Consider the following 14630-nt stretch of genomic DNA (forward strand, 5'->3'; position numbering starts at 1 on the left):
TTATTACTCTTTCTAACTAACCAGGTCCAAATTTTGGATCTGGTTTTTTATTTCAAATAAAAGGAGAGATTGGATTGGAACTAAACAGTTTGTCAGAAACATTGGAAAAAGTGAGAAAGGGTAGGCCGCTTGTACATAACATAACAAATGTCGTTGTTACCAATTTTACGGCGAATGGTCTGCTTGCACTTGGTGCATCGCCCGTCATGGCCAATGCCATCGAAGAGGCAGCCGATATGGCAAAGATTGCTAGTTCCGTAGTGTTAAATATAGGGACGTTAAATGCGCAGACTGTGGAGGCCATGATACTGGCTGGAAAGGCGGCCAATGAAAACGGTGTTCCAGTCATTTTTGACCCAGTTGGAGCAGGGGCAACTCCTTATCGAACGGCAACCGCACGAACCATTATGGGTGAAGTGAAAGTGTCCATTATTAGAGGAAATGCGGCTGAAATTGCCAATGTCATTGGGGAAAGCTGGGAAATTAAAGGGGTTGATGCAGGTAAGTCGCAAGGAAATATCACTGAGCTTGCGATAAAATCAGCTCAACAATTGAAATGTCTGGTTGTCATCACGGGTAAGGAGGATGTGGTGACTGATGGAAAAACGACCTATGTGGTGAGCAATGGCCATCCGATTTTGACAAAGGTAACAGGAACCGGCTGCTTATTAACCTCTGTGATTGGAGCATTTGCCAGTGTGGAAAAGGATTTGCTTCAGGCCTCAACAGCTGCTTTATCCTATTATGGGATCGCAGCGGAGAAGGCAGCTATCAAAACGGCTCAATACGGACCCGGCTCCTTCCAAATTGAATTTTTAAATCAATTATCGCTTGTTTCTGAGAAAGATTTAAAGATGATGGCATCTGTTAAAAGGGGGGACTTTCATGAATAAAGCGTTAACGATAGCAGGTTCTGATAGCGGCGGCGGTGCTGGAATTCAAGCCGACTTAAAGACGTTTCAAGAATTAGACGTTTTTGGCATGTCCGCCATCACAGCGGTTACGGCTCAAAATACGTTGGGGGTGCACGGTGTCTATCCAATGGCCCAAGCGGCAGTGGTCAAACAGATTCAAGTCGTCACTGAGGACATCGGGGTAGATGCAGTGAAAACAGGAATGCTGTTTAACGCAGAAATAATTGAAGCTGTTTCAAAGCAACTTAAGATTTTTAACATGAAAAATATCGTGGTGGACCCTGTTATGATCGCCAAGGGCGGGGCCTCATTACTGTTAAATGAAGCGATTTCGACTATGAAAACCCAATTACTGCCCTTGGCTGCAGTAATTACGCCCAACATTCCCGAAGCGGAAGTGTTGACGGGAAGGACGATTCATACCGTTGAGGAAAAACAGGATGCTGCTAAAAGATTACATGAATTAGGAGTTGCCAATGTTGTCATTAAGGGCGGACATGACGAGAACGATGCTGAATCAGTTGATTTATTATTCGATGGAACGGTGTTCTATACTTTTCCGCGCAAGAGAATCCATACCCAGAACACACATGGAACCGGCTGCACTTTCTCTGCAGCGATTACGGCAGAACTGGCTAAAGGGAAAGATGTATATGAAGCTGTTCGGACAGCGAAAGATTTTATCCATGCGGCTATAGCAGATGACTTAGGAATCGGACAGGGATATGGCCCAACCAACCACTGGGCCTATCAAAAAAGAAAAAACACAAAGGAGTTTGCGGGTTCATGACCAATTTACGAGAAGCACTACGGGTTTATTTTATTATGGGGAGCACAAATTGTCTGAAAGACCCTGTTTATGTCTTAAGAGAAGCCATTGCTGAAGGAATTACATTTTTTCAATTTCGTGAAAAAGGCGAAGGGGCTTTAACGGGAATTGAAAAATATGCACTGGCCAAAGAACTTCAGAGTCTGTGCAAGGAGTACCATATTCCCTTCATAGTGAATGACGATATTGAATTGGCGCTAGAAGTTGGGGCAGATGGTGTTCATATCGGACAGGAAGATGAGCCAGTAACCACGGTAAGGGAAAGAATTGGAGAGGAAAAAATTCTAGGGGTATCGGTCCATTCAATGGGGGAGGCATTTACCGCATTAAGCGCAGGAGCAGACTATTTCGGGATTGGTCCTATTTTTCCAACAACCACCAAAGCAGACGCCAAACCATCACGGGGGACGACTCTCATTGAGTCATTACGACAGGACGGATTTATCATCCCTATTGTTGGAATCGGTGGTATCACGATTGAGAATGCTCAATCCGTGGTAAAGGCCGGAGCAGATGGGGTGTCAGTTATTTCGGCAATAAGCCATGCGGAATCGCCACGGGAAGCGGCTCGAGCATTATGGAAAAATATCAATGCAGGGGAAGAGTGATGATATGAAAAAGACACATAAACTAACGCTGACGGCGATGATGATTGCGATTGGAACGATTTCTAGTAATCTCGTAGCTATTCCCATCGGGTTTACCAAGGTCTTTCCGATGCAGCATTTCTTAAACGTGTTGTCGGCAGTCATATTAGGACCATATTATGCGGTAGCACAGGCATTTTGCGTGTCTTTGATAAGAAATTTAATGGGAACTGGTTCTATTTTTGCCTTTCCTGGCAGTATGGTCGGGGCATTGCTGGCTTCCCTATTATTTTTAAAAACACGAAAAATCTATTTGGCGTTTATCGGGGAAGTAATCGGAACGGGGATCCTGGGTGCATTGCTGTCCTATCCAATTGCCACGCTTATTCTTGGCCAAAAGGCAACCTTATTTGGGTTTATCCCTTTATTCATATTCAGCTCCTTTGCGGGGGCACTGCTTGGTTTTGTCATTTTAAGTGTTTTCTTAAGGAAAAAAGTAATCATGATCAGAGAAAATAACTCTACTCAACTATAAAAAAAGAATTGCCATGAGAATAGGAATTATTCCGGAATTGGAGGTACATAAATGAAATTTTCACAACGCCTTTCTGAAAGAGTAAAGGAAATATGGGTGAAAACCCATCAGCATCCATTTGTGACCGGGTTAGGAACTGGCGAACTTCCTGTAGAGTCGTTTATCCGCTACATGAAGCAGGATTATGTGTTTTTACTCGACTATTCCAAGCTTTTTGCATTTGGAGCGGTTAAAGCAAAGGATTTAGAAACAATGGCGGCTTTTGCAAAGCTCTTAAATGAGACTTTACATGGAGAAATGGATTTGCACCGTCAGTATGCAAAACGGTTTGGTATTACTAATGAAGAACTGGAAGAAACACAACCAACGCCCATTAACTTGGCATACACACGTTATATGCTGAATGTAGCTCAAAACGGAGCACTTGAGGAATTAGTCTCGGCATTGCTGCCGTGTATGTGGAGCTATTGGGAGATTAGCAAAATGCTAGCAGATGAATATCAAGGTGCTATTGTTCACGTAATGTACGGGGATTGGGTGAAAATGTACTCCTCAAATGAATTCGCCTCCTTGACGATGTGGCTTATTGATTTGCTAGATCAATTAGCAGATGGAAAGCCAGAACGAGAGTTAATCAGATTAGAAGAACATTTCCTGACGGCTTCCCGCTTTGAATATATGTTTTGGGATATGGTTTACCAGGGGGGCGAGTGGCCTGTTTAAGTCACCCATGTTATCGATCACTGAATTATCGTATGCATTTAGCGGGGAAAAACAAATTTTTAAACAGATATCACTAGATGTAAATGCCGGCGAATTTGTTTCAATCATTGGGGCAAGCGGGTCAGGAAAAAGTACATTGTTTAGATTGATCACCGGTTTACTCGAGCCGGATCAAGGGGAGATCCGAATGAATGGTCATGAGTCAGGCAAACGGTTAGGCAGTATAGGTTATATGCCCCAGAAGGACCTGCTTTTACCATGGCGGTCGGTTTTAGACAATGTCTTACTGCCTTTAGAGATTACGAAGGCAGAAAAACAAAAAAAATTACCTGAAATTCGGGAGTGGCTGTCCCGCTTTGGTTTGGCTGATTATGGAAAAGCCTACCCGGCTGAATTATCGGGAGGAATGCGGCAGCGGGTTGCATTTTTAAGAACTTTAATGACAGGCAAAGACCTATTATTGTTAGATGAGCCATTTGGCGCGCTTGATTCTCTGACTAAACGCAACATGCACATCTGGTTACTAGGACTGTGGGGGAACTTACAAAAAACAGTCTTGTTTATTACCCATGACCTGGAGGAAGCGATTTTGTTAAGTGACCGGATTTATCTCTTGATGAATGACGGTACTATTCAAGAAGTAAGCATTGATTTACCAAGACCAAGAAATTCAGAACTAATCTATCAATCAGAGTTTATTACCTTGAGAAAAGAATTGGAGCAGCTGATTCAAAATGAGAACTAGACTAAAAATTTGGGCAGGGGATTATGGTTTGTTTTTGATTGTGGTCCTCTTCCTCGTTAGCATGTGGGAATGGGTAGTACGGCAAGGCATAATTCCTTCCTTTATATTACCTTCTCCTTCAGCCATTTGGAGAGCATTAGGAGAAAACCGGGATCTTTTGTTAGAAGAGCATTTGCCGGCAACCCTTAAAGAAGTCTTAATTGGTTTTGCCATTTCGGTATTTGCTGGGGGACTACTTGGAGTCGGAATGCACTTTTCGCCTTCGTTGGAGAAGATCCTTTATCCGTTCCTCGTCATCTCACAAACGATCCCATTGATCGCTATTTCGCCAATTTTTATCATGTGGTTCGGCTATTCCATTTGGAGCAAGATTGCTGTAACGATTTTAACGGCATTTTTTCCAATCGTTATCAGTACATATGATGGGTTGAAATCAGGGGGCAATGAGTATAGGGAATTATTGTTAACAATGGGTGCAAATCGCTGGACAATTTTTAAAAAAGTCCAGATACCGCTGGCTTTACCCTTTCTTATGTCCGGTTTGAAAATGTCTGTTGTTTATTGTGTTGTCGGAGCAACCATAGGAGAATGGCTCGGGGCTAGTGAAGGTCTCGGCTACTTTAGCAGGCGGATGTCAGGAAACCTAAAAGCAGATGCGGTGTTTGCATCTATCTTCCTATTATCCTTATTGGGAATGGTCCTGTTTTTATTCATCAGTTTAATAGAAAAACAATTTATCAAAAATAAATTTAGCAACTAAGAGAAGGGGAATGAATAGTGAAGAAAAGTGCTTTCATCTTGCTTGGTCTTTTGGTACTTCTATTAAGTGCATGTGGGAAAAATGCTGATAAGGCATCCGGTTCCATATCGACAAGCAAGGATAAACTCGAAAAAGTCAGCTTAATGCTAGATTGGTACCCTAATGCAGTCCATTCCTTTCTTTATGCAGCGGAGGAAAAAGGCTACTTTAAGGAGCAAGGCTTAGATGTTGATATCCAAATGCCTGCTGATACCAATGATCCGCTTAAACTTGTGGCTGCCGACCAAGTAGATATGGCGCTCAGTTATCAACCACAGGTACTTGTCGCACGGAGTGAAAAGATTCCCGTACAATCGTTTGGTGCTATTGTTCGTCATCCGCTCAATCAATTAATGATACCAGAGGAAAGCACGGTGCAATCCCCAAAGGATTTGGAAGGTAAAACCGTTGGTTATCCTTCCATTCCACTAGACGAAGCCATTGTGAAAACCATGATCCGTTCTGATGGAGGAAATGCTGAGAAGTTTAAAATGGTTGATGTAGGCTGGGACTTAATTCCGGCAATAGCAACTAAAAAAACAGACGCACTGATTGGCGGCTATATTAACCACGAAAAATTATTGCTGGAGAAAGAGGGTCATCCAGTGAACATCCTAAATCCCGCCGATTATGGTGTTCCGGATTATTATGAATTAGTTTTGGTAGCGAGCGAAAAGGGTTTAAAGATGAAACCAGATGTGTTTAAAAAGTTTATGACAGCGATTAGAGAAGGACAAAAATTTGTCCAAGAACACCCGGAGGAGGGGCTGTCCCTGTTATTAAAGCAAGCGGACCAATCGTCGCCATTAGATAAAGAAATTGAGACGAAAAGTTTAGAAATTCTGATGCCATTAATGGATGCAAACAAACAGCCATTCGGCTACCAAAATCCAGAAACATGGAAACAAGTATCCCAATGGCTTAAGGAAAACAAAGTCATTAAACAAAACATAAAACCAGACGAAGCATTCGTTAATTTATAAGTCAGCGATATGGGTAAGGGTGTCAGGCACCGTTCGTGGACAATGTCCACGAGCGGTGCCTGACACCTATTTTCATTTTACGACTGTAGAAATAGTGGGTGGTAAACAGGTCTTGTGATCATTCGCATGAGGTAGGCTGAAATCTTTGGGTCTGGTTTTCTTTTTTTGTTTAGGAAGTCGATGATGGTATTAGCGCTACGGATTCCTACACCATGTCCGTAGTATTTGTCGTCACCAAAAAAGATGACATTTTCGGCCCGCCAGTGTGATTGTTTTGGGTCAAAATCAGGGTTGTTGAAGTGGAGGATATCGCCAGGCAAATAATCATCCCCATACAGTTGATGGATGGGAAGATCCTCATCAAATTGCCAATCCATTAAGTAAAGTCTGGCAAAAAGAAGATCAAACCGCTGGCTTCCTATCGAATAAAGAGCAGCTAGATAAAGAACGATCGCGATGCCAGTCGAGCAATCAAACGCATAGAGCTTCCCATTTTTAAGAACATCCAGTAAGGCAATCGATGGACGTGCATTTGGCTTTAATAGGAAACCGCCATTTGCTAAACGATCCCAATACTGTCTATTGCAAAACGCGTACGTGAAAGTGGTAAATTTGACACCACTTTTATCAAGTTCTCTTGCTGCTTTCATGGTATTTGAGCGGAATAAGAGTTCAAATTTTAGTTGATTTAACGTTAAGTATTCATATGTTACCGAATAAGCAGCCATTTTTTGAATGATTGATTTCTCTTCCTGTGTGAAATTGCCATTTAAAAGCTCCTCAGGTGGGACAATTTGCTGATTAATTTTAATCATGTTTTTCCTCCTGGTTACAAATATCATTTCAATCTAAACATATGAAACTCTTAAGTTTATAATTTATCATTTCTAGAAAAATTCTTGTTGGATAGAATATTAAAGACAATACTGTCCTCTCCATACGGACAGTGTCCGTGAATGGTGCCTGACACCAATAAGCAAAAAAGCATCCCTTCTATCAAGAAAGAGGGGACGCTTTTTTACGTAGGAGGAACTTGGATGTTTTATTATTTTTCATATATTTAACGTACATGAGCATGAAGACAAAAGCGCTGATCAATCTTAGGATGGAGCTTATTTCCATAGCTGCCTTCATACCAGATACTTCTAACAGCCAAATACCGATTTGTGGAGCGATAAAAGCAACAAGCGATAACAAAACATTATAGGTAGTGATGCAGTATGTTCTCGTTTCCTTAGGTGACTGTTCCAACAAAAGATTAAACAAGAGAAGCGTGGTACCGGAAACAAAAAAGCCGGAGGACATGGAAACAATGGTTAAATAAACGAGATTAGTAGACAAAGCATTTAAAACAGGGGCTGTTGCCATTCCGACAGCTACCCAGACAAGCATAAGAATGGTTGATTTTTGTTCAGCCCATTTCTTCCATAAAGGAAAGGAGAAAATTTGCACCAATTGATTGGCCACTGAAAAGATACTAATCCATAAAATCGTGGCATGGGCATATTTCACATTATAAATATTAAACAACCCCCATGCCATTTGCCAAGTAAGATTAAAACAAAGGGCAGCAATCAAAAACCATTTGTATCCTCGATTTTTAAAAATGGACCAATCCATGGTGGACTTCTTTTCGTCATTGTTTGTCTTCGCTTGGACTGATTCCTTATGCTTTAATAAAAAAAACATTTCTAACAAACCAAATAGAAAGGCGATCACAAACAAGAGTTGATAGGCAGCTGCATTGTCGGTTTGTTTTTTCATGACAACACCAATAATTAGAGTAGTGAACATTCCTACGATCGTTAACAGCCGGTTTCGATCACTGAAAAACGCTCCACGCCGTTCCTCATTTATCATGCCACTAATGAGAGTCTGCCAGCCGATGGTGGAAATCGTACCGGGAACATTCATTAAAGCGATAATAATTAAAAAAGTCCATGCCTGATAGGCAGAATGAATAAAAACCACACCTGCCAGAAGGAGGAACAGCAGCCTTGCCCATAAAATAGACATCGCAACCACTTTTTTCTGCTGCTCGAGTCGATTTAAAATAATTGCAGCTGGAATCGTCATGATGAGTGCAACCAATGGAGGGAGAGAACTAATCAAGCCCACTTGATAATTGGTTGCCCCAAGAATGGAGATGGCGAAAATCGGAAAAAAGTTACTTGCAAGGTTCAAGGCAATGGTCGACACCATCCCATGATAGATACTGACTTTTTCGTTATATGTGCGCATGTGTCTTCACCGTTTCCTTAATAAATTCTTTAGTAATTATACAATCAAAAATTATGAATCGATAGATAAATTTTAAATAGAATGTATTTTACGATAATTGATAAAAGAACAACAATTCTGAGGAAAAAGTCCTATTATTGATTGTTCTTCTACACGACAATGGTTTCAATTTAACAACTTGTACCATTTTCTTTTTTTATCGGTTTGCTTTATAACTTTCTTTCTGTTATAGTAAAGGAGAATTATTTTTGTGAGTCGGAAAGAACGTGAAAGTGTACTGCGCTTTTTGTCTGGAAGATTTGAGCAAGGATAGTAACACATTGTGTGCACAAAGCACACAGCAGGAGGAAACACACATGGAACAAGGTAAAGTAAAATGGTTTAACGCAGAAAAAGGTTTTGGATTCATCGAACGCGAAGCTGGAGACGACGTATTCGTACACTTCTCTGCTATCCAAGGCGAAGGTTTCAAATCTTTAGACGAAGGTCAAGCAGTAACTTTTGACGTAGAACAAGGTCAACGTGGCCCACAAGCTTCTAACGTTCGTAAAGCATAATTAACCACATAAATGAAAAAAGACTCTCTAGCAGGGTCTTTTTTTTTGCAAAAAAATATAAAAAGATCCCGCTCAAAATAGGAGCGGGGAACCTGAAGCAATAAAGTAAATGGTAAAAATAAGTATAGCATAGAATGTGACTGACATCACAAACTTTTTTGGGAAGTATACCTACCTTTCACACTCAACACGCTAACTAGCAAAAGATTATTATTTTGTACCTTAAATGTTATAATCAAATAAATATACATATTGAAGGGAAGTGTAGCCATGTCGATTCAGAGAATGCAGGTAGAACGATCTGAGTTAACGCACTATATTCCACCTCAGGGGGACTATGAAGCCTTTCGGGATGATGACCATTATAAGGAAAAGCTGAAGGAATGGGGGCTGTCATCAGCAAAAGAAGCAAAAAGGGAATTTTGGTACAAAGAGAAAAATTATCAACGTTTGGTAACGATTAAAGGATATGAAGCCTACGGCAGTTTAGGAGATCATAATACCCTTATCATAGAATTCCAAGATGGAAATTTGACGTGTATTCATCCCGCTTATTTAAAGGAAATGCAGCAGTCAAGCTTTGGAAAAGAAAGCTTGATCAACATGGAGAATGATGAAACAAAAGGTGAGACAGCAGTTGAAGGTCCAACTGAGACAGAAAGACCCATTCCTGAAAAGGCGCCTAAAAGAGAAAAGGCTGCTAAATCAGCGAAAGAGCCGAAAGCTAAGAAAGAAAAAGCACCAAAGCTCGAATTGCCTGCTGAAAAAGTACATTTCACGGCAGCAGTTAAACAATTTGCCTTAGTCTATAATCCTTTTAATGAAGAAAATGATGAAGTGGTCGTACTTGAAAATGTCCAAATTGTTCAGGAAAACCCACTCGAACTCGGACTTGCCTGGTGCAGTCATAGTAAGACACTGAAAAAATTCGAATTGGCGCCTGGAGATTTACTTGAATTTGATGGCAAAGTAGCCGCGAAGAAAATGGGAAAAGGAAAAGATGCACCCGATGAATTCCTTGTTGACGAAGCTGTAAGGTATAAAATAAATAATCCATCTAAAATCGTTAAAAAATAGGACCTCTATTGGAGTTCCTATTTTTTTGCATAAGAGTAAACTTTACTGAAAGTATTTTGAAGAAAATTAAGAAAAGATAGGGTATAATGAAATTTCGATATTTTATTTACTATAGGAGTACACTAGTATGAATCAAACGTTTACGATGAAGGAAAAAGCAAAACAAATTCTTGTCATGTTAGTACCAATTTTAATTACTCAGCTAGGCATGTTTTCGATGATATTTTTTAATACGGTGATGTCAGGAAGATACAGTAGTTCTGATTTAGCGGGAGTAGCAATCGGTTCGTCGATATGGGGTCCAGTCTTCAATGGTATTAGTGGAATTTTTCTGGCTGTATCTCCGATTGCGGCCCAGCGGTTTGGACAGAAGAAAAACGAAGAGGTAACAGATGTTGTTAAACATGGGATGTATCTTTCGGTTTTGATTACAATCATTGTTGCCATTTTCGGTTTCCTTTTGTTAAATCCTATTTTAGAGTGGATGAAGTTATCTCCAAGTGTTCGTGATACGGCCTATCATTATTTAATTGGGCTTAGTATTGGAATGCTTCCTCTGTTTCTTTTCAATGTACTTAGGTCCTTTATTTACGCCTTAGGGAAAACACGCGTCGTGATGGTGATCATGCTGTTATCATTGCCGATTAATTTATTTTTAAATTATGTCCTGATCTTTGGAAAACTTGGATTTCCAGAGCTTGGCGGTGCAGGAGCTGGATATGCGACCGCCATCACAGATTGGGTATTTCTAGGGATGACCATTTTTATCGTTAAAACCCAAGAATCATTTTCTAAATTCCGTGTGTTTTCAAATTTAAAAGAGTTTTCCTGGGAGCAATGTAAAGAAATATTAAAAATAGGGGTGCCAATGGGGCTTTCTGTATTCTTCGAGACGACCGTGTTTGCAGTTGTTACGATTCTATTAAGTAAGTTTAGTGTCACCACAATTGCTGCTTATCAATCTGCATTAAATATTGTTTCATTTCTCTATATGATACCGATTAGTATTTCTACGGCACTGACCGTTCTCGTTGGCTATGAAGTGGGGGCTCGGCGCTATCAAGATGCTAAGCAATATAGCTGGTTAGGGATCGTTCTTGCCATGTTAATTGCACTTGGGACAGGATTATTAGTCGTGGCCTTTCGTTATCAGGTCGCTGGTTTGTATTCTAATGAAACTGCGGTTATCAACTTAACAGCCAACTTTTTAATCTTTGCGTTATTCTTCCAAATATCGGATGCGATCCAGGCAACCGCACAGTCGGCTTTAAGAGGCTATAAGGATGTAAATATCGCCTTTGTTATGACACTGATCGCATACTGGTTAATTTGTCTCCCAAGCGGTTATCTCCTTGCTCATTATACAGGACTTGGTGCAAGAGGATATTGGATCGGCTTAACAATAGGCTTGCTCGCAGCGGGAATTGCCCTTTCCATTAGACTCATCTACATCCAGAAAAAAAGATTTGTCATGGCGGCAGCCGCTAATTAACACTGTTGGTGTCAGGCACCATTATGCCGATTATGATGGTAAGTATTGTGGGAAAGGGATAAATGGTGTCAGGCACCGTTTTATAGAATTTGTAAAAATAATAAGGACGGGCCACTTAGGTGGCACCCGTCCTTTATTGCTTTTTTCTTAGATAAAAATGTGCGTTTTTTGTGAAAATTGAAATATGTTTACTTTATTTTCCAATGCTAAAATATACTGTGAAGTAGGATTAAAATTTGCTGAGGTGACCTTTATGGGTAGAAAAGTACACTTTGACAATGATTCGTTCGTCCTTAAGTTGACAGGGGTATTAAGTGTATTTGCACTAAAATGGCAGCTGAAGATCCCTTATTCAGCTATAAAAAGTGTTTATATAGATGAATTCGAACCACCGCTGTGGATGCTCCAAATGCCCGGCACCTCAATTGCACCACTCCATATATATGAAGGCAGCTTCAAATTTGGCCATGAGTGGTATTTTCTTTCTTACGAGCACGCAGTCCCACTTCTTCACTTGGAAGTAGAAAGTTTTGGACGCTATAAATATATTATTTTTGAAATGGAAAATCCGCGTGCTGTAATGATTGAGTTACGTAAGAAAATAAGAGAATTAGAGGAGGATTGATCAACTGCTGGTCCAATTTTAAGTTAAGAATTTAAAAAAATAGTAATTTAATAAAATAATGACGCCATTCCAGCTGGAATGGCGTCTCAATGTTTAATATAATTTTTTTAGACCGAACAATTTGCTCAATAAGCTTTGGTTTTTATCCGTAATAATGAGTTCATCCATAATAAGCTTTTCACGATGATTATGAATCCAGTTCCGTAATTCTTGCTTATCTTTACAAAGAGTATAATATGTTTCCCCACCTTTACCAAGCGCGTTGACAACATATCGACGAGTGCTCCCCATAATGCCCACCTTTAAAATAATATAGTTTACTATAAGGATTATAACAGGCTTATAAAAATAGTCCATGATTATTTTTCGCCAAAAAACTCAGTTTGTAAGTAAAGACTTAAATTGACAATATTTAGGTTATGAAAATATAATAACTTAGATAAAAAATACACAATAGTTAGAAGAAAAAAGTTTTGTGACCCCGTATCTTTTTATCCAGCTTGAAACGTTAAAGGAATAGAGAGTGCAAAAAGGAGTGAAAACATGTCACAAAATATGGATATGAACAACGGAGAAGGGATGCAGCAAGAACCAGAATGCTGGGTTGACTATTACCCAATGCTGCAGCGGTACTGCCGATTTTTAGCTCAAAACGCTTGGGACGGTGACGATATCGCCCAAGAGACCTATATGAAAGCATTAAGGTATCAAGAGCATCAGTTAAGTTCCGCCTTGTTAAAAAGAATCGCCTACCATCATTGGATTGATCAGGTACGTAAGCGGAAAAAAGAGTCGCTTGAAACTGATGTAGACCTTTCCAGTCATCCTATTACCCAGCAACTTGATGAAATAAGAAATGCAGTTGACTTGCTGCTTTGTAACTTCACTCCTAAACAAGCCGTTATTTTTATGCTGAAAGAGGCGTTTCAATATCAGATTAAAGAGATTGCGGACATCTTAAACACGTCAGAAATGGCTGTGAAAGCAAGCCTGCACCGAGCGAAAAAACGATTGGAAAAAGATGAAAGTCAATCCGCTGCTATGGAACCCTTCTGGAATAAGGAAGAGAGGCAGCAGCTTGCAGATAGTTTTTATCAAGCATTGAAGGATCAAGATCCAGCTGTCCTGATTCAATCCATCCCTGTTCCTGAAAGCAAAGGTAAGATGCCTAGGTCAAGCGCCAACAACACCAATAAAAACCATCTTACATCTCCTTTAAGCACTCTCTGTATGGCGGCATAGCCAATTATTTGCTTCAAGGAGGATGATGAAATGAGTACCATTCCATATGTAATTGAACAATCTAACCATGGTGAACGTTCCTACGATATCTATTCACGTTTATTAAAGGATCGAATTATTATCATTGGGGATGAAATAAATGATCAAATCGCCAATAGTGTTGTGGCTCAATTATTATTTTTAGCAGCTGACGACCCTGAAAAGGAAATTTCTCTTTATATAAATAGTCCAGGTGGATCCACTTCAGCTGGGTTTGCAATCTATGACACCATGCAATACATTAAACCTGATATCCGGACCATTTGCACCGGAATGGCTGCCTCGTTCGGGGCGATGTTACTCTTAGCGGGAACAAAAGGAAAACGCTACGCCTTGCCCAACAGTGAAATTATGATTCATCAGCCCTTGGGTGGCGCCAGAGGGCAGGCAACCGAAATTGAAATATCAGCACGACGTATTTTAAAACTAAAAGATCATCTTAATCAAATTATCTCCGAGCGGACAGGGCAGCCGGTTGAAAAGGTTGCGAAGGATACTGATCGAGATTATTTCATGAGCGCCGAGGAAGCAAAAGAGTATGGGATAATAGACGAGATTCTTCATCCTAAATAGAATTGAAAGAATTAGAAACGAAAAAGCAATGCGGGGGAATGAAGCCGCATTGCTTTTTGGTATTCATATACAAACAACTGGGAATGATGAAACCTTTTATGAAAGGGAATCGTCTAAAGTACAATGAAGGCCATAAACTTTGGTTTAGACGATTGATGGAGGTAATCGTATGTTTCGTTTTATTATTCAGTTTGGCATAGCGGCACCAGTGCTGTTATTTTCTACTTTGACGGCATGGTACGAGGGCAGTGCCATTTTAGATAATCCTTGGGAATGGAGCTATTCTACACCTTTTACACAGTTATTTAACGGGAAAGTCAGTAAAGCAAGTGACATTTACCAATTGGATTACTTCGTATATGCGGCTAAATTTCAACCGATTTTTCCAATTCTAATGGTGACGAGCAGTTTATATATCCTCATTCTAATAGGGTACTATCTTTTAAAAAGTCAAAAAAGGTTGTTTTCCTCCTATCTAGCTGTTTTGGGTACTGTGCTATTGATATGTAGTTATTTTATTTCTAATACCCCGACAACAGGGGGGCAGATCATATTCGACGTTTTCCTTATGTGTGGGGTATTGTGTGTAGGAATTGCTCTGGTATATGATAAATTTTTAAACTGGATAAGGTTAAAGATTATTAAATAAGGGCTGTCTATACAGGTAGC

General features: G+C 40.1%; 18 protein-coding genes. 15 read left to right on the forward strand and 3 right to left on the reverse strand.

The genetic code is table 11. The features are described from left to right. Window positions 1–74 precede the first annotated feature (74 nt). Genes thiM through AC4E8C_RS10530 form a run of 8 tightly spaced genes read left to right on the forward strand, consistent with a single transcriptional unit; the run spans window position 75 to window position 6115 of the window. Window positions 75–893 carry a hydroxyethylthiazole kinase gene (gene thiM, locus AC4E8C_RS10495; protein ID WP_490212050.1) on the forward strand — a complete coding sequence of 273 codons (819 nt, stop codon included), beginning with the start codon at window positions 75–77 and terminating at the stop codon, window positions 891–893. Continuing rightward, the gene (thiD, locus tag AC4E8C_RS10500) at window positions 886–1704 is read left to right on the forward strand and encodes a bifunctional hydroxymethylpyrimidine kinase/phosphomethylpyrimidine kinase (protein ID WP_490212051.1); all 819 of its coding nucleotides are present in this window, start codon (window positions 886–888) and stop codon (window positions 1702–1704) included. The genes thiM and thiD overlap by 8 nt, the downstream gene beginning before the upstream one ends. Further along, on the forward strand, window positions 1701–2351 hold the full coding sequence (thiE, locus tag AC4E8C_RS10505; protein ID WP_490212052.1) for a thiamine phosphate synthase: 651 nt from the start codon (window positions 1701–1703) through the stop codon (window positions 2349–2351). Before thiD ends, thiE begins: the two co-directional genes overlap by 4 nt. A 4-nt stretch (window positions 2352–2355) precedes the next feature. Then, window positions 2356–2865 carry an energy coupling factor transporter S component ThiW gene (thiW, locus tag AC4E8C_RS10510; protein WP_490212053.1) on the forward strand — a complete coding sequence of 170 codons (510 nt, stop codon included), beginning with the start codon at window positions 2356–2358 and terminating at the stop codon, window positions 2863–2865. Between the two features lie 51 nt (window positions 2866–2916). Beyond that, window positions 2917–3588 carry a thiaminase II gene (tenA, locus tag AC4E8C_RS10515; protein ID WP_490212054.1) on the forward strand — a complete coding sequence of 224 codons (672 nt, stop codon included), beginning with the start codon at window positions 2917–2919 and terminating at the stop codon, window positions 3586–3588. Window positions 3589–3595: 7 nt separating this feature from the next. Beyond that, window positions 3596–4333: an ABC transporter ATP-binding protein gene (locus AC4E8C_RS10520; RefSeq protein WP_490212055.1), complete on the forward strand. Its 738-nt coding sequence runs from the start codon at window positions 3596–3598 to the stop codon at window positions 4331–4333. Further along, entirely contained in the window at window positions 4323–5093 is a 771-nt protein-coding gene (locus AC4E8C_RS10525; RefSeq protein WP_490212056.1) for an ABC transporter permease, read from the forward strand. The genes AC4E8C_RS10520 and AC4E8C_RS10525 overlap by 11 nt, the downstream gene beginning before the upstream one ends. Window positions 5094–5110: 17 nt before the next feature. Beyond that, entirely contained in the window at window positions 5111–6115 is a 1005-nt protein-coding gene (locus AC4E8C_RS10530; protein ID WP_490212057.1) for an ABC transporter substrate-binding protein, read from the forward strand. A 77-nt stretch (window positions 6116–6192) separates the two neighbouring features. Here the strand turns inward: AC4E8C_RS10530 and AC4E8C_RS10535 are convergent, their stop codons facing one another. Both AC4E8C_RS10535 and AC4E8C_RS10540 read right to left on the reverse strand, forming a co-directional pair. Continuing rightward, a complete protein-coding gene (locus AC4E8C_RS10535; protein WP_490212058.1) occupies window positions 6193–6930 on the reverse strand; it encodes a protein-glutamine gamma-glutamyltransferase in 738 nt (245 codons plus the stop codon). A 181-nt stretch (window positions 6931–7111) separates the two neighbouring features. Then, window positions 7112–8356 carry an MFS transporter gene (locus tag AC4E8C_RS10540; protein ID WP_490212059.1) on the reverse strand — a complete coding sequence of 415 codons (1245 nt, stop codon included), beginning with the start codon at window positions 8354–8356 and terminating at the stop codon, window positions 7112–7114. Between the two features lie 356 nt (window positions 8357–8712). On the opposite strand from AC4E8C_RS10540, the gene AC4E8C_RS10545 reads away from it, so the two are divergent. The 4 genes from AC4E8C_RS10545 to AC4E8C_RS10560 all read left to right on the forward strand — a co-directional run bounded on the left by AC4E8C_RS10545 (window position 8713) and on the right by AC4E8C_RS10560 (window position 12107). Continuing rightward, window positions 8713–8913, forward strand: coding sequence for a cold-shock protein (locus tag AC4E8C_RS10545; protein ID WP_024027764.1), 201 nt, complete (start codon window positions 8713–8715; stop codon window positions 8911–8913). A gap of 270 nt (window positions 8914–9183) precedes the next feature. Next, window positions 9184–9990 carry a hypothetical protein gene (locus AC4E8C_RS10550; protein ID WP_490212060.1) on the forward strand — a complete coding sequence of 269 codons (807 nt, stop codon included), beginning with the start codon at window positions 9184–9186 and terminating at the stop codon, window positions 9988–9990. 127 nt (window positions 9991–10117) lie between these two features. Continuing rightward, window positions 10118–11482 (forward strand): MATE family efflux transporter, encoded by a 1365-nt coding sequence (locus AC4E8C_RS10555; RefSeq protein ID WP_490212061.1) that lies wholly within the window; start codon window positions 10118–10120, stop codon window positions 11480–11482. A gap of 253 nt (window positions 11483–11735) precedes the next feature. Then, window positions 11736–12107, forward strand: a complete 372-nt coding sequence (locus tag AC4E8C_RS10560; RefSeq protein ID WP_490212062.1) for a hypothetical protein — start codon at window positions 11736–11738, stop codon at window positions 12105–12107. A gap of 93 nt (window positions 12108–12200) precedes the next feature. Here the strand turns inward: AC4E8C_RS10560 and AC4E8C_RS10565 are convergent, their stop codons facing one another. Next, window positions 12201–12398, reverse strand: a complete 198-nt coding sequence (locus AC4E8C_RS10565) for a hypothetical protein (protein ID WP_490212063.1) — start codon at window positions 12396–12398, stop codon at window positions 12201–12203. A gap of 252 nt (window positions 12399–12650) precedes the next feature. Between AC4E8C_RS10565 and AC4E8C_RS10570 the strand changes: the two genes are divergently transcribed. The 3 genes from AC4E8C_RS10570 (at window position 12651) to AC4E8C_RS10580 (ending at window position 14610) form a co-directional block, all read left to right on the forward strand. Continuing rightward, window positions 12651–13349, forward strand: a complete 699-nt coding sequence (locus AC4E8C_RS10570) for a sigma-70 family RNA polymerase sigma factor (protein ID WP_490212064.1) — start codon at window positions 12651–12653, stop codon at window positions 13347–13349. 30 nt (window positions 13350–13379) lie between these two features. Next, complete coding sequence (gene clpP / locus AC4E8C_RS10575; protein WP_490212065.1) at window positions 13380–13961, forward strand: ATP-dependent Clp endopeptidase proteolytic subunit ClpP; 582 nt, start codon at window positions 13380–13382, stop codon at window positions 13959–13961. A gap of 169 nt (window positions 13962–14130) precedes the next feature. After that, window positions 14131–14610 carry a YjdJ family protein gene (locus AC4E8C_RS10580; protein ID WP_490212066.1) on the forward strand — a complete coding sequence of 160 codons (480 nt, stop codon included), beginning with the start codon at window positions 14131–14133 and terminating at the stop codon, window positions 14608–14610. Window positions 14611–14630 lie beyond the last annotated feature (20 nt).

The organism is Neobacillus sp. SRL179 (assembly GCF_984799095.1).

Coding starts and splice junctions, on each gene's coding strand:
- thiD (WP_490212051.1), top strand. CDS start 886: ATGAATAAAGCGTTAACGATAGCAGGTTCTGATAGCGGCGGCGGTGCT.
- thiE (WP_490212052.1), top strand. CDS start 1,701: ATGACCAATTTACGAGAAGCACTACGGGTTTATTTTATTATGGGGAGC.
- thiW (WP_490212053.1), top strand. CDS start 2,356: ATGAAAAAGACACATAAACTAACGCTGACGGCGATGATGATTGCGATT.
- tenA (WP_490212054.1), top strand. CDS start 2,917: ATGAAATTTTCACAACGCCTTTCTGAAAGAGTAAAGGAAATATGGGTG.
- AC4E8C_RS10520 (WP_490212055.1), top strand. CDS start 3,596: ATGTTATCGATCACTGAATTATCGTATGCATTTAGCGGGGAAAAACAA.
- AC4E8C_RS10525 (WP_490212056.1), top strand. CDS start 4,323: ATGAGAACTAGACTAAAAATTTGGGCAGGGGATTATGGTTTGTTTTTG.
- AC4E8C_RS10535 (WP_490212058.1), bottom strand. CDS start 6,930: ATGATTAAAATTAATCAGCAAATTGTCCCACCTGAGGAGCTTTTAAAT.
- AC4E8C_RS10540 (WP_490212059.1), bottom strand. CDS start 8,356: ATGCGCACATATAACGAAAAAGTCAGTATCTATCATGGGATGGTGTCG.
- AC4E8C_RS10545 (WP_024027764.1), top strand. CDS start 8,713: ATGGAACAAGGTAAAGTAAAATGGTTTAACGCAGAAAAAGGTTTTGGA.
- AC4E8C_RS10550 (WP_490212060.1), top strand. CDS start 9,184: ATGTCGATTCAGAGAATGCAGGTAGAACGATCTGAGTTAACGCACTAT.
- AC4E8C_RS10555 (WP_490212061.1), top strand. CDS start 10,118: ATGAATCAAACGTTTACGATGAAGGAAAAAGCAAAACAAATTCTTGTC.
- AC4E8C_RS10560 (WP_490212062.1), top strand. CDS start 11,736: ATGGGTAGAAAAGTACACTTTGACAATGATTCGTTCGTCCTTAAGTTG.
- AC4E8C_RS10565 (WP_490212063.1), bottom strand. CDS start 12,398: ATGGGGAGCACTCGTCGATATGTTGTCAACGCGCTTGGTAAAGGTGGG.
- AC4E8C_RS10570 (WP_490212064.1), top strand. CDS start 12,651: ATGTCACAAAATATGGATATGAACAACGGAGAAGGGATGCAGCAAGAA.
- clpP (WP_490212065.1), top strand. CDS start 13,380: ATGAGTACCATTCCATATGTAATTGAACAATCTAACCATGGTGAACGT.
- AC4E8C_RS10580 (WP_490212066.1), top strand. CDS start 14,131: ATGTTTCGTTTTATTATTCAGTTTGGCATAGCGGCACCAGTGCTGTTA.